Annotated in this window: 8 protein-coding genes; all 8 read right to left on the bottom strand. The window is 43.8% G+C overall.

Features of this window, described 5'->3' with window-relative positions:
• Positions 1-2 precede the first annotated feature (2 nt).
• Positions 3-2,633: an ABC transporter permease gene (locus IDJ75_RS05125; RefSeq protein ID WP_224746482.1), complete on the bottom strand. Its 2,631-nt coding sequence runs from the start codon at positions 2,631-2,633 to the stop codon at positions 3-5.
• A gap of 213 nt (positions 2,634-2,846) precedes the next feature.
• Positions 2,847-5,120 (bottom strand): catalase/peroxidase HPI, encoded by a 2,274-nt coding sequence (katG, locus tag IDJ75_RS05120; RefSeq protein ID WP_191174514.1) that lies wholly within the window; start codon positions 5,118-5,120, stop codon positions 2,847-2,849.
• A gap of 255 nt (positions 5,121-5,375) precedes the next feature.
• A complete protein-coding gene (locus IDJ75_RS05115; RefSeq protein ID WP_191174513.1) occupies positions 5,376-5,870 on the bottom strand; it encodes a helix-hairpin-helix domain-containing protein in 495 nt (164 codons plus the stop codon).
• Positions 5,867-6,142 carry a hypothetical protein gene (locus tag IDJ75_RS05110; protein ID WP_191174512.1) on the bottom strand — a complete coding sequence of 92 codons (276 nt, stop codon included), beginning with the start codon at positions 6,140-6,142 and terminating at the stop codon, positions 5,867-5,869. The genes IDJ75_RS05115 and IDJ75_RS05110 overlap by 4 nt, the downstream gene beginning before the upstream one ends.
• 117 nt (positions 6,143-6,259) lie before the next feature.
• The gene (locus tag IDJ75_RS05105; RefSeq protein WP_191174511.1) at positions 6,260-8,926 is read right to left on the bottom strand and encodes a glycoside hydrolase family 2 protein; all 2,667 of its coding nucleotides are present in this window, start codon (positions 8,924-8,926) and stop codon (positions 6,260-6,262) included.
• 398 nt (positions 8,927-9,324) lie between these two features.
• Positions 9,325-11,508, bottom strand: a complete 2,184-nt coding sequence (locus IDJ75_RS05100) for a GH92 family glycosyl hydrolase (RefSeq protein WP_191174510.1) — start codon at positions 11,506-11,508, stop codon at positions 9,325-9,327.
• Complete coding sequence (locus IDJ75_RS05095; protein ID WP_191174509.1) at positions 11,508-13,811, bottom strand: glycoside hydrolase family 3 N-terminal domain-containing protein; 2,304 nt, start codon at positions 13,809-13,811, stop codon at positions 11,508-11,510. The genes IDJ75_RS05100 and IDJ75_RS05095 overlap by 1 nt, the downstream gene beginning before the upstream one ends.
• A gap of 2 nt (positions 13,812-13,813) precedes the next feature.
• Positions 13,814-16,054, bottom strand: coding sequence for a beta-N-acetylhexosaminidase (locus IDJ75_RS05090; protein ID WP_191174508.1), 2,241 nt, complete (start codon positions 16,052-16,054; stop codon positions 13,814-13,816).
• Between the last annotated feature and the right edge of the window lie 20 nt (positions 16,055-16,074).

Below are 16,074 nucleotides of genomic sequence, written 5' to 3'. Positions count from 1 at the left end.
CCCTACTCTGTTTTTAAACTTTTTGCAGGATTAGCCAACGCAGCTTTAATAGCCTGTGAACTAACCGTTGAAAATGCTATCAATACAGATGCCAGCCCGGTAAGCCCGAAGATCCACCAATTGATATTGGTGTGGTAAGGATAACCCTGCAACCATTTGTTCATGAGCCACCAGGCAACAGGGCAAGCTATTGCAAATGCAATAAGCACCAGTATCAGGAAGTCTCCTGTTAACAAAGCCGTTATCCTTACTACAGAAGCGCCAAGTACTTTACGGATCCCTATTTCTTTTGTGCGCCCCTCTGCCATACAGGCTGCCAATGCAAATAAACCCAGGCACGATATAAAGATAGTGAGGCCCGCAAAAACGGCTACCATTTGCCCGATGTGCTGTTCTTCCTGAAATTTTATCCGGTATGATTCGTCCAGAAACTTGAAGTCGAAGGGGTAATTGGGGTTATACTGTTTAAATACAGTGCTGATCTTATTGATATTATCGGCTACGGAATTTTGGGTATTTAGCTTTAAGGTAATAGTACCAAGCTTCCTGTCCGCGCCACGAATAATAATAGGCAGCGATGGCGCAAACGGCGATATTGCTACGTAGTTTTTTACTATGCCTACAACATGATAATTACCATTCCATGCTTTAATTGTTTGCCCTACAGGATTTTTAAAATTCATTATTTTGGCGGCCTGCTCTGTAAGCAATACAGCACTGGTATCAGTTGGGTTAGCCGCAATATCTATATCGCGACCCGCCAGTAATTTTAGTCCGAAGGTTTTGGTAAAATCGTGGTCGGTAGAGTTTTCACCAAATGACTGCCGCAAACCCGGGGATTTGCCATCCCATTGATATTGGTCATTGTCACCCCATATATCCTGTATAGGCGATGATGTACGTGTAATGCTGCTTACAGCACCGCTGTTTACTAAATCATTACGTATGGTTGTATAATTTTTTGCTATATCACCCTTTATGTAGATATAGACCAGGTTATCAACCTTGTAACCTGTATCACGTTTTTGCGCATAATTAATTTGCCTGTAAATAACCGTAGTGCTAATTATAAATACAATTGCCAGGGTAAATTGCACCACCACTAATACCCTGCGGGGATTAATTAACCCGTGCATGGCTTGTACAGTTCCTTTCAACACTTTTACCGGTTTAAATGCCGATAAATAAAACGCCGGGTAACTTCCTGCAACAACACCTGTTAGTATTATAAACCCAACTGCTACAAGCCAAAAAAATGGTTTATCATAAGGCACTAACAAGGTTCTGTCAACTACTCCGTTAAACCATGGCAGCGCCAGTTGTACCAGTACCAGCCCCAACGCCCCTGCTACAAACGCTACCAATAAAGACTCTCCCAAAAACTGTTTAATAAGCCATAAACGTTCCGCCCCGGCAACCTTACGGATGCCAACCTCTTTTGCACGCCTTGCGCTGCGTGCCGTGCCCAGGTTCATGTAATTGATGCAGGCAATGAAAATAATAAGCAAAGCAATTACGGTAAACAAATGAACCGTATTTAATCGACCTCCAACAAACCGGCCATTTTCATAGTTTGAATACAGCCACCATTTGCCCATTGGGTGTACAAAAGCATCATTAAGCTTCTCGCCCGGGTAGCGGCGGTAAATATCCTTGAAAAGTTTATTAGCAGTAGCTTCTGTAACGCCTTTTTTTAGCATTACATAAGTTTGCAAACTGTTAAACTGCCAATCTGTGTTGTACCAGTGCACCTCTTTCATATAATCAAAAGGCACTATGTATTCAAAACTAAACTGAGTGTTATTAGGCAGGTTTTTTAGCACCCCGGTTACGGTAAAATTAGCCGTACTATCTACAGCTATAAACTTCCCTACCGGATCGGTATCACCAAAAAGTTTTTTGGCCAGCTTTTGTGTAAGTAAAATGGAATGCACATTGTTTAACGCCGTATTGGCATTACCTTTAAGCAGTGGGAAACTGAATAGTTTTAAAAAAGCAGGGTCGGCAGTAAGGCCTTGTGTTTCCAGCTTTTTGTCACCGTTCTTTAATACGAATGACCCTACCCAATTTGTACGTACGGACTCTTCAACCTGTCCATAATCAGCTTTTAATGCAGGGGCAAGTGGCATAGGTGTACTAGGCCATGCCTGCAATGTACCATTTATTTTGGTGCGGTTAAATACCTGGTATATGCGGGCCTTATTAGTATGAAACTGATCGTAGCTTAACTGGTTTTGTACCCAAAGTAAAATAAGCACTGCCCCCGCAATACCAACAGCCAAACCACTTATGTTAACAGCAGAGATACTACTGTTTCTTTGCAGGTTACGTACAGCAACTTTAAAAAACTGCCCGGCCATGGTTGCTTCACGGGTAATAACATTACCTAATTTTTTCCACGTACTCTTTACGCCCCACTTCTTAGCTTCGCCATGTTCAACCTTTTTCAGGAAAGCTTGTATTTGCTGCGGGCTTACCTGCGGATAGGGATCCTGGTAGGTGATCAGGAAATCTTTTACTAACAGGTATAATTTGGGATACAAAACCAGCAATGATTGCAATTCCTTCACCTCAGCGCGACTGATATCGCCCGAGATAAATTTTTCAACCAAATCCCATACATGTTCTTCCATTCAGTTACGCTGATCTTTACACGCTTACCACATTTTTCAAGCCACAATTATATACAATTGATTATTAACTATTTAACAAACAAACGTTCATGTAAAGCGTTCGATACCGAACGGCAGATGTTCGCTTTGTGACAGTGTGTAACATATAAAATATTGCAACAAAAAAGGCACCGCATGGTGCCTTTTTATATCAGATGTTAAGATGTGTTTGTTCTATTTCAGGTCAAACCTGTCCAGGTTAGTTACTTTGGTCCAGGCGGCTACAAAGTCTGTTACAAATTTTTCTTGTGCATCCGCGCTGGCATATACTTCAGCAACGGCCCTAAGTTCTGAGTTCGAGCCAAACACCAGGTCGGCACGGGTACCGGTCCATTTTACCTCACCGGTAGTACGGTCACGGCCTTCATAAATTTCCCTGCCGCCGGCCGCCGCTTTCCAGGCAGTGCGCATATCAAGCAGGTTCACAAAAAAATCGTTTGTTAACTGACCTTGGCGGGAGGTGAAAACGCCATGCTTGGATCCGTCATAATTAATATTCAATACTTTGAGGCCTCCCATCAACACAGTCAGTTCGGGTGCTGTTAAAGTAAGCAACTGGGCTTTATCTATCAGCAACTCTTCGGTAGATACAGTTGTGTTCCCTTTACGGTAATTCCTAAACCCGTCTGCAGCAGGTTCAAGATAACCAAATGATTCCACGTCAGTTTGCTCCTGTGAGGCATCCATACGGCCAGGGGTAAAAGTAACTGTAACATCGCTCCCTGCATCCTTAGCTGCTTTTTCAATACCGGCATTACCCGCAAGCACGATCAAATCAGCCAGCGAAACTTTTTTGCCGCCTGCCTGCGCCCCGTTAAATTCGTTCTGTATACCTTCAAGCATCGTTAATACCTTTTGTAATTGTGGCGTATTGTTTACCTGCCAGTATTTTTGGGGAGCCAGGCGGATACGGGCGCCATTAGCACCACCACGTTTATCAGAACCGCGGAAGGTGGAAGCCGAAGCCCATGCTGTAGCAACCAGCTCTGATACGCTTAAACCGGATGCCAGTAACTTTGCTTTTAAGCCTGCAATATCATTTTCGTTTATTAGCTGGTGATCAACTGCAGGGATGGGGTCTTGCCAAAGCAATTCTTCCTGTGGCACATCCGGGCCAAGGTAACGCTCCCGAGGCCCCATATCGCGGTGTGTTAATTTATACCAGGCACGTGCAAAAGCATCTGCAAATGCTTCGTGATCTTCTAAAAAACGGCGTGATACTTTCTCGTAAGCCGGGTCAAACCTCAAGGCAAGATCAGTGGTAAGCATAGTTGGCTTGTGTTTTTTTGCACCATCGTACGCGTCGGGTATTATATCATCTGCGTTTTTAGCTACCCATTGGTGTGCACCCGCAGGGCTTTTGGTTAATTCCCACTCAAAGCCGAATAAATTTTCGAAAAAATTATTACTCCATTGAGTTGGTGTTTTTGTCCATGTTACTTCAAGCCCGCTTGTTATAGTATCAGCGCCTTTGCCAGAACCATATTTGTTTGCCCAGCCAAACCCCTGCATCTCCACATCAACGGCTTCGGGTTCTTTGCCTACATTGTCGGCAGATGCCGCACCATGGGTTTTGCCAAAGCTGTGGCCTCCGGCAATAAGGGCAACAGTTTCTTCATCGTTCATAGCCATACGGCCAAATGTATCGCGGATATCCTTAGCAGCTGCAATTGGATCGGGGTTACCATCGGGCCCTTCGGGGTTTACATATATCAAACCCATTTGCACAGCAGCAAGTGGTTTCTCCAAGTTACGGGAGTGGATATTGCCATCGGCGTCATCTTCAGACACCAACACACCACGGCCTTCAACACCTTCAGAGCCGTGAGCGTATCTAACATCGCCGCCCAGCCAGGTGGTTTCAGAACCCCAATAAACTGATTCATCCGCCTCCCATACATCCTCGCGGCCACCACCAAAGCCAAAGGTTTTAAAACCCATTGATTCCAGCGCTATGTTGCCGGTAAGAATCATCAGATCGGCCCATGAAATTTTGCGGCCATATTTTTGTTTGATAGGCCAAAGCAATCTGCGGGCTTTATCAAGGCTTACGTTATCGGGCCAGCTGTTAAGTGGGGCAAATCGCTGCAAACCCGCGCCGCCGCCACCGCGGCCATCTGTTACACGATACGTGCCGGCACTATGCCATGCCATACGTATAAATAAACCCCCATAGTGGCCAAAATCTGCCGGCCACCAGTCTTGCGAGTCGGTCATCAATGTGTGAAGATCTTTTTTTACAGCTTCCAGATCAAGGCTTTTAAATGCTTCTGCATAATTAAAACTATCGCCCATGGGGTTTGATAATGATGAATTCTGCCTCAGAATATTAAGTTTTAACTGGTTTGGCCACCAATCGCGGTTACGGGTTCCGCCGCCGCCAACATTGTTTTTCATACTACCGTTGTGAAAAGGGCATTTACTGATGTCGTTTGATTCGTTTTCCATTTTTATAGGTTTACTGTTAAAGTTTTTAACTATGCTTCTGAATACTATAAAATTATGACATTGGGTTTGATAATCATAATCGATTAATTCTATACGGGATAGTTAAAAGTTATAAACCCATATACCAGATTAAGAAATATTATTAAAACATCACAAAGCCCGTAAATGTGTATTTACGGGCTTTGATAGTATTCGTTTAACTTCAATCTCTCTAATTATTATGCGGCTATGGCCTTATATAATATAGTCTTATTATCAACCTTGCAGATAATCGTTCATTTTAGGGTATTCCCCGCTCTCGTACCATGGTTTTTTAGGCCGGTCAGCCGGGTAACCGTATTGCTTGCGGTAGGCTTTGCGTTCGGCAGTAAAATCCCACCAGCGTTTGGTATTATCACGATTTTCAATGTAGTGTACCAACAGTCTGTACGAATCTTCTACACATGGATCGGCCCATGTGCCGCTATGCTGTTCAAAAGCATCAAACAATTCCACCGCCGATTTCCCTTTGAGTTGGTCCAATGTATAATAACCCTGACTTATCAGTTCTTCTGCAAAGTTGATACCGAGTGAGGGGATGCTTTGAAATTCGGCCAGCGCGTTCAATTCCTTTGTACGCTGAGCTGATGCCCTCAGCAAACTGGAAATTTCATCGGTCGCGTAATCCTGCAATTGCTTTTGGCTTATCTTTTTGGTTTTAAGCACTTGCTTTTCGGCCACAGTCAACCGGTAGTTGATTGTTTTTTTCATAGCCTTTCTACATAATTAATAATAAAATCGGCGAGCTGTTCCTGCTCTGCAATAGATAATTGGTCACCATCATAGATCCAATATCCCTGCTCATCAAATAAAATACGGCCAAGGTTATCAGGCATTTCTTCAAAAGCGGTGTACAGCTGATAGCATTGGGATGCACCTCTGTGCTGATGGTCGGGTACTACCCGAATTACTTCATCGGGGCCACCTTTGCGTTTTACAAAAGCTTTGGCTTCCTGCGTTAAATAGTTATTGGCCGTCATCATATTACGTTCAATATTTTTTCAAATATAAACGAAAATACTAATATTTTTAGCATTTAAATACTCTTTCTTAATTTTTCTATTAAGAAAATAAGCTTTCCCGATGCCCGGCCCTAAATTTTATTTAGCATTGCCGGAAGTTACCGGTACATATTGCTCCTTTAAATTCCAGCCATTTATGCTAACAAAAGGCGTTTGTGAGTATTTGCTAATATCATAATTCATGGTGACGCTTTTTTGTTCGCCGGGTAATACCGATACATAATTATCGCTGTAAAAAACGGGAAGTAAACGATTGTGGGTTTGCCCGTCAATTAACGACAGCCGGTTAAAAAACGCCACTGGTGCATCCGTTGGATTTGTTAAACTTACAAGTACAGTTCCGGGTGTAGTTTGTACTGCCTTTATCATAAGCTTTGAAGGGGCCATCTTTTTCAATCCGGAGTACTCACCATGCTCATCAGGTAACCAATACAGGTTATTACTTAAAATATTTTTCTTAATGTCTAATAATTGTAGGGACAGGAAAAGGCCTTCTTCTTTTGCCAGTTTATCGATCCCGCTTTTTATGGGCACAAAACCCTTTACTGATGAAGGTAAGATCTCTTCAAAAACCTGCGTTATCTGTTTCTCCTTACCGCTTATATCGTAAGTTTTCACCACCAGCATCAGGTCGCGCCTGGTTTCAAATGTATTGTTTACTATGGTCACCATACCATTAAGCGGGTTATACATTACGTGCAGGGGTTCGCTGCCATTATGCAAGCCGTATAAACAAGCATTGGGGTCAAGGTAGTAATCATACATCTGCCCGCGCATGGCGGTCCATGGGTTTTGGGTTTTCCAGATCATTACACCTGTGTACCAATCCCACATATGCGCGCTGAAACCTTCTATAAGTGCCCGGTATTGGTTATAATTAACCAATTGCGCTTTAGCAGCAAAATCTCTGGCACCAGTAGCTTTACCGTAAGGTTCAATTGCGGCATCATAGCCTATATATTTATGATAGTTCCATACAGAATCGGTTGTTGATTTGTTTTTCTCTGTAGAGAACACCGGGGCAACCATATTTTGATCGGGTATAAACCGCTTTAAAGATTCGTAATCGCCAATACCAACAGAACCAATTTCGGAATTAAAAGGGAATGTACGTTCTTTCCAAAAAAGCGAATCGGGTTGTATACCGTAAGGCCCATCGCCATTGCCTCCCAGCGTATTAAGCGACATTTTATCGGAGTTGGAGTATTCTACAAACAAGCGAGTTCCATCCAGTTTTGGCAATATCGTGTCTCTTACTGCAAGTAAAATATCTTCGGGAGGGGTTATTTCATTACCACCGCACCATACCGCCAACGACGGATGGTTGCGTACCATTTTCACCTGGTCGGCAACCGATCGCAGGTACAGCACATGATCATCCGGGTATTTGCGACGTACCCACTGGTCGTCTTTTTTCATTGGGTCCACCCAGCGGCCATTAGCATCGCCCGAGATCCAGAAATCCTGGAAAACCAGCAGGCCATACTTATCGCAGGCGTTATAAAACTCGGGCCGCTCAACCAAAGCACCTCCCCATACCCTAATCAGGTTTAAGTTCATATCCCGGTGGAAACGCACTTCGGCATCGTATCTCCAATCTGAGAAACGCAACATGGCATCTGAAATGATCCAGTTACCGCCTTTAATAAATATTTTTTGCCCGTTAACCTCTATTTGCCTGCTGTTTGTTTGCGTGTTCCAACTGGTTTGTATCTCCCTCACACCCACATTTATCTCCTGAGCATCCGAAATTTTGTTGCCTACAAAAAATTGAACGCTGGCTTTATACAGATATGGATTCCCATAACCATTTGGCCACCATAGCTTCGGGTCTTTCAGTAGCAGGTCATCAAGGTTTATTTCATTTGATGAACCGGGCTTTACCATAACCTTTTTAAATACCTTTTGCCCTGTGATGGTAAATTGTAAAACACCATTTATTACTTTACCGGTTGGGTTTGAAACCGTTGCCGATACTTTAATAACAGCCGGCTGCTGTTTACCTTTAACCTGCCTAATACCCGGTACCAGTGTCACAATATGCGGGTCGGTAATACTCACCGATCCTGCGGTTTCTATCGTTACCTTATCCCATATACCTGTATTTCTATCGCGGACAGGCTGTATCCAATCCCAACCGGCAGTATATTGTAAACCCACATTACGGGCAATGGTACCATCCCCACCCTGCCCGCCATTTGGGTTACCAACAGGGTTAGGTGGATAAACCAATACCGCCAACCTGTTTTTGCCCGATCTGTTAAGCAGGGCAGTTATGTTATAGCGCTGCCGCAAGAACATGCCATGGTGGGTTTGCTTGTTTAACTTTTTACCGTTCAGATAAACCTCACTACTATAATTAACACCCCGCAGGTTCAGATAAACCTGACTATCTCCACCGGGAATGCTTTTTTCAAAATCGTTTACAAACCAATAGGTATAATATTCACTTCCTGTATCATAAATGTCCCTGATGTATTTGTTATTCATCCCATAAAAAGGGTCGGGAATTTTATGGTTATTTAAAAGCGTGGTAAGCACTGTGCCCGGTACAGTAGCCGGCATCCATTGCGAGATATCATAACCTGGCGCAAATATCCTGTTGCTACCACCGGCAAGTTCACCAACCGGCTTGCATTTCCAACCTGTACTTAATTCATATCGTGATTGTGCATCGCTTTTACTTATTGTAAAAGAAAGCAATGCAATAAACAGGCAAAATTTAAATGGAGAAAATAAGGTCATGATAATAAATTAATAAAAGGTTTATTAAAAGATGTTAGTTTCATCACAAACCAACCTCCTTTTAAATAATCCTTGTACATAGCTTGTTTTATGATAAAGCGCGGCACTCAACTTTATCGGCCGAATATAAAATATTCGTTTTGCTTTATAAATTGCTTTCAGTGTAAAGTTTACTGACAGATAACTAACCTATGGTTTACAATCATTTAAAATACAGTTACGGCTATTTTTAGTAAGCTATGATATATGCATCCTTCAATTACAAATTCCGACTTGCCGAATTTGTATTGTGGAAATGGATAGCCTATGATATATTTAGAATATTAGCGAACCAGGCTATTCATTGCCTGTAAAATCGCCAACTGGCAGGTTAAAATTTATAGTAGGCAAAACTATCATTAAAAACTTGCGGTGGAAGCACGGCTACCCATAATAAAAACCAACTTACCCCCCATCATAATATCATGATGGGTAATATAGTTTTTGGTATACAGCTTACCATTCAAACTAATGCTTTGCACATATTTATTTGCTGCCGATAGTCCTTTGGCTTCGATAGTAAATACCTTATTGCCCGGTAAGGAAATAATTGTTTTACTGATTTGCGGAGCACCAAAAACGTAATGCCCATCTGCCGGGTTAACCGGGTAAAACCCCATGGCTGTAAATATGTACCATGCCGACATCTGCCCGCAATCGTCATTACCCGATAAACCTTCGGGCGTGTTCAAATAAAACTGATCAGCAATTTGCCTTACCATTTGCTGGGTTTTGGCAGGGTTGCCAGCCAGCGTGTATAAATAGGCCACATGATGCACCGGCTCGTTACCGTGTGCGTACTGCCCTATCAGACCGGTAACATCCAGCGTAGAGCCTTTACCAAACACTTTTGATTCCATGCTGAATAAAGAATCGAGTTTGTTGGAAAATGCTTTTTTACCGCCCATCAATTTTATCAACCCGGGGATATCCTGCTGTACCTGCCATACATATTGCCAGGCGTTCCCTTCGGTATAATCACCTCCGGTTGCCAGCTGCCCGCTATCTAAATGCGCAAAGGGCTGTACCCAATCACCGTTTGACAGGCGCCCCCGCATCAGGTTAGTAGATTTATCGAACAGATTAGCATAGAATTTTGAGCGTTTTATAAAATAGTTATAGTCGGCCTGTTTACGCAAAGCTTTGGCTAATTGGGCAGCGCACCAATCGTCATAAGCAGCCTCCAGTGTACGCGAAACAGCCTCGCGGCGCACAGTATCTGATGGCAGGTATCCGTAATGCATATATAAGTTCCAATCATACTTCGGATTTCCGTTATGGGTAAGTGTCGCTTTAATTGCCTCAAATGCTTTTTCTTTACTGAAACCGCCAATACCTTTTAAGCTTGCATCTACAATAACGGGGATAGAGTGGTTGCCTATCATGGCGTAACTTTCTTTCCCCCAAAGCGTCCAGATGGGGAGTAATTTGGTGGTATTATAATGCTGCAACATACTCTCTACCATCTGTCCGGTTCTGCTTGGGAACAGGATGGTATAAAGCGGATGCGCGGCGCGATAGGTATCCCATAAAGAAAAGGTTGAATAAAAAACCTTATCGGCCGATTGATGCACCAGGCTATCGGCACCCCGGTATTTACCATCTATATCGGCAATATTATTGGGCTGAATTAGCGTGTGGTAAAGGCTGGTATAAAAAGTCGTTTTTTGCTGATTTGTACCGGTTGCTTTTATTTTGCCCAGGTAGCTGTTCCAGGTCTTATCGGCGGCTATCCTTACATCATCAAAGGTTTTATTTTTTGTTTCTGACAGGTTATTTACCGCCCCGGCTATGCTTACGCCTGAGATACCTACCCTTGCCACAATCTGTTCATGGGGCGTAGTCTCAAAATCGAGCACCAGGCGCCTGTGGTTACTGCCATCTATAAAATGATAACCACTGAATGCTTTGCTGAATCTGGCGGTGAAGTATACTTTCTTATCAACCCATAAGCTGGTTACCGCGTAGCCGCTGATGGTATTTTTATCGATAATTTTGATGCTGCCTTCACTCACATGGGTTTCCAATTGTTCGGGAGCATCAACCAGGCCGCTTTGCATATCAACCAACAGGTGCGACTGCCCTGCGTTGTTAAACGTGTACCTATGCACGCCCGTGTGGGCAGATGCCGTAAGTTCTGCTCTGATATTGTTATTATCCAGCACTACTGCATAATATCCCGGGGAGGCTTTTTCTGTTGATTTGGAAAACCCACTCACAAATTTATCCGGCGTTTTACCCTGAAACGGAAAGAACAGTACATCACCAAGGTCAACGCCGCCGGTACCGCTTAAATGCGTGTGCGCAAACCCGGTGATCACCTTGTCTTCATATCGATAACCCGAGCAATAGTTCCATCCAAAATTACCCGTCTCAGGGCTTAGTTGCACCATCCCAAAGGGAACGGTAGCCCCGGGAAAAGTATGCCCTGTAGCCGATGTACCGATAAACGGATCGACATATTGGGTGTAGGTTTGGGCATACAAGCCGATACCATTACACCATATAAGCAGCATCAATAAATATTTGATTAGCCTCTTCATTATTTATACTCCAAAGTTTGTTTTAACACCACGTCCTCTGCAGATCGGGCGATCATAACATCAAAGGTGCCCGGCTCGGTTACCCATTTCATTTGGGTATTCCAAATGCCGATATCTTCTGGTGTTATCGTAAATTTCACTATTTTGGTTTCGCCCGGTTTTAAATTGATCTTATCAAAACCCTTCAACGCCATCACGGGCGTGGTTACCGGGTTTATTTTGTTGCCCAGGTACATCTGCACAACTTCCTTACCCTCTGCTGTGCCGGTATTGGTAACTGATAGAGATACTTCCACCTGCTCATTTTTACCAAATATCGTTTTTGATACTTTGAGATCACTGTATTTAAAACTGGTATAACTCAAACCGTAGCCAAAAGGGAACAGGGCATCTGTTGAGGCAAAAACATAATCCTGCCCCGGCTTTGTTATGGAACCGGGGTTGTGATAAAAGCCTTTATTTGAATTTACACGGTTATAAAATACCGGGATATGCCCCGTTGATTGCGGGATGGATACATTTAACCTGCCCGATGGATTTACCTTACCAAACAATATATTAGCCACCGCATTACCGCCCTTTTCGCCCGGGTACCAGGCTTCCAGTATGGCAGGGATATTCTCTTTTTCCCAACTAATGCTCCATGGCCTGCCCTGCACCAAAACCAGTATTACCGGTTTCCCCGTTTTATAAATTTCTTGTAGCAGTTCTCGCTGTACGCCCTGCGGACTGATATCGCTTACATCATAACCCTCACCGCATGTAAACGGATCTTTAGGTTCGGCATCTGGCGCGTGGCCGTTCCAGCCAATGCCGGAGAACACCACGCTTGTGGTGCCCAGCACCACTACCACAGCATCACTATTGTTAGCGGCATTTACAGCATCTGCAAAACCGCTTCTATCCATTGATGACAGATCGCTGCCCTTGGCGTAATTTATCTTCACTTTATCGCCCACCAACTGTTTGATCCCATCCAGGATGGTTGTACCCGAGCGGCTATCCCTTGTAGAGCTATAATCGCCATATTGCACCTGGTTGGCATTTGGGCCAATCACCGCCAGCGATTTTAACTTGTCCATATTAAGCGGCAAAAGCTGCTTATCGTTTTTTAGCAGGATGATAGATTCCTCGGCTATTTGCTGCGACAGGGCTACATGTGCGGGTGTATGTACCCTTGCCTTTAACTGAGCGGTATCTGCCAGCGGTTTTTCAAAAAGCCCGGCTTTAAATTTGGCGGTTAGGATGCGGGTAACAGCAGCATTAATGGTTGCCCCCTTTATCTTACCGGCTTTTACCAATTTTAGCAATTGCGCATATACATCGGGCGATGGGGCTTCCACATCAACACCGGCAGCCATTCCAAGCAGGGCGGCGCCGTCGGCGTCTTTAGCCACATGATGGAATGTATAAAGCATTTTCAGCCCTTCATAATCCGAAAAAACAACGCCTTTAAAACCCCACTCCTTACGCAGCACCTGCTGTAGCAAAAAATGGTTTGTATGCGCCGGCACGCCGTCTATTTCGTTATACGATGGCATTACCGAGTAGATATTCGCCTTTTGTACAGCATCTTTAAAAGGCACTAAGAACATCGAGCGTAATTCCCTTTCACCTATTGATGCCGGTGCAAGATTGATACCCGCTACCGGGATACTATAAGCCGCGAAATGTTTGGCAGTGGTCATTACTTTATCTTTACCAATACCTATTCGACTTTGAGCTGCAGTACCCTGCATACCCGTTACAAATGCACTGCCTAACTGGCTTACCAGATAAGGATCTTCGGCAAAACATTCCTCTACCCTTCCAAAGCGCGGATCGCGGATCAGGTCGAACAATGGTGATAGCGCCTGGTCTACCCCTGATGAACTGGCCTCATAGGCGATAACCGATCCCATTTGATTGATTAGCTTGGGGTTCCATGTACTGCCCTGCGCAATGGCCTGGGGGAAAATGGTTGCACCGCCTGCCAGTTGGCCGTGTAAAGCTTCGCCAATTTGTATGGGCGGGATGCCAAGCCGTGTTTTTTCGCGGGCGTATCTTTTTGCTGTTATTGATTGCGAGGCGATCTCGCTAACGGTTACAAAGGGGCTTTCCACAAAACCATATGCTATCTTATTATCCAGCGAGCCTGTTAGCGAGCTCATACTCATTTGCCCTATCTTTTCTTCGAGGGTCATACGGCTTAACAGATCTTTTACACGTTCCTGTACCGGCGCCTTAGCGTCTTTATACAACTGCGCTTTTGCTGATGTGATGATCAGCAATATCAAAACTGCCAGAGTAAGCTTTCTTCTCATTATTAATGGAACAAATAGTTTTCATGGTTCAACACCTTACCTGCCATCGTTAACTGAATTAGTTTCTCGCCGCTGTTAACATCGTTTGCCGGGTAATAACCGCTAAGGGAGTAATACCCTGCTTTTAAATGCAATACTGCCTTTTGCGGTTCGGCATAGCGGTTTTTATCGGGACTGATAACTGGTATATTATCCAAATAAAGTTGCGGACTGATCAAAAAATCCGATGTGATTTCATAATCACCTTCGGTTATAATATGAATATATCCATTCACTTTGATCCAGTTATTAGCATCATCATTTGATGGCGTAAAAGCATGCGGGAATGTAATTATACCAGTAGCTGTAGGTTTTTCGTTACCCAGTTTTTGATATTCTTTTTTGGTGATGTATGATTCATATATCAGCCCGGGGAGCAATTTGCGGTCGTCTGTTTTTGCCGGCTTAAATTCATCGCGGGTTATTTTTACCCGCTGCCTGATATACTGGTTGTTCAACGTCCAGGTGGTATAGGTTGATAGTGTTAGTGTATCCTTTAGCGGCACATTTATCTTCACCGGGAAATTAACCGCCTCTGATGAACTATCAGGCATCCGTCCGTTTAACGAGTATCTTACCTTGGCGCCATTCAAAGGATAATTGAGGGTATTGATATAACGGTCGCTGTTGGTAACAATATTGGTAACGTTATCAATATCTACTAATCGGGCGTTCAAATTCCAAAGCTTAAACAATGGGTATTGTTGATCCATTTTGTTTTTAAACCGCTCAATATCCTTATCAGCCTTTGCCGACCAGGTTAGTTCCGCAACCGCCAGCGATCGCGGGTACATCATATATTCCAGGTGAGGCAGGTTGGGGATCTTCTCCGTCCAGATATTGCCTTGTGCTCCTAATATATAGGCGGCTTCTTCAGTATTTAACTGGGCTGGTAAAGGTTCATAATTATAAACCATTTGCCACGGTACAACAGGGTTCCATCCTATTGGTTCCAACTCCTCATTAGCCTGCGGGGCATCAAAATACATATAAGGCAGGGGTGTCATGATAACCGGGTGGTGCATTTTTGCTGCTTCTATACCGCCAGCTTCGCCCCGCCAGCTCATCACCGTAGCCGATGGCGCTAAGCCGCCCTGTAGTATCTCGTCCCAGCCTATCATTTTTTTATTTTTCGAGATCAGGAACTTTTCTATCCTTTTTATAAAATAGCTTTGCACCTCGCGCTCATCTTTTAGATGTTCTTTTTTCATTAGCGCTACAGCAACCGGGCTTTTTAGCCAATCAACCATTTCGGCTTCGTCACCGCCTATGTGGATGTATTGATTCGGGAAAAGTTCAATAACCTCTGTCAGTACATTCTCTAAAAACTTAAAGGTATTTTCGCTTGGGTCGAGCATACGCACCCGGTGCTTTGCCCCTGTCGAATCCTGGCAACCCAGTTCGGGGTAGGCAAATATGGCTGCTTCGCTATGGCCGGGCATCTCAATTTCGGGCAGTACCGTTATATAACGTTCTGCAGCATATTTCAGCACCTCACGAATATCATCTTTGGTATAAAAGCCATCGCGTCCGCCATCTATCAAATTATCCAACTTGCGAAATTTGCCTTGCTTTTCGTAAAAACTTATCCGGGCACCTACTTCGGTAAGAAGAGGGTATTTATCTATTTGAATGCGCCAGCCCTCATCATCTGTTAAATGCCAGTGAAGGGTATTTAATTTATAATGCGCCATCATGTCGATGTACTTTTTCACCTCATCAACCGTAAAAAAATGGCGAGATACATCAAGGCTCAAGCCCCGCCATTTAAACCTTGGGGCATCGGCAATAGTAACAGCTGTTAAACGCAAAGGCGCAGCTGCAGGCAGCATTTGTATTAAAGATTGCACACCATAAAAAATGCTTGCCCCTTCGCCTGTAATGTTTATCCCTGTGCTTTTAATATTTAAAGCATAAGCATCGGTATTAGCCGTATGATTGCTTACCAGTTTAATGGCAATAGTGGCAGGTATCCTTGCAAAAACCCTGAGTTGTAAATGCAGGTTATAATTTTGCGCAAGGTAATTCTGAAGATACAAACCTACAGTGCGGCTCTGGGCATCGGTACCGATCACGGCGTTACCGGTTAACAGGTAACTCCCCTTTTGTGCCGATATTTTAAGTGGCTGCGGGATAATATGAAACTGTGCCTGTACGAATGACGAACTTAACATTGCCATGAAAAACACAGTAGCGGCAATCATGACATTACTTTTAAAACACC

The sequence above is a fragment of the Mucilaginibacter rigui genome, from assembly GCF_014773275.1.
GTDB lineage: Bacteria > Bacteroidota > Bacteroidia > Sphingobacteriales > Sphingobacteriaceae > Mucilaginibacter > Mucilaginibacter rigui_A.
The sequence above is the reverse complement of the archived record's forward strand: the minus strand, read 5'-3'. Positions and strand labels throughout refer to the sequence as shown.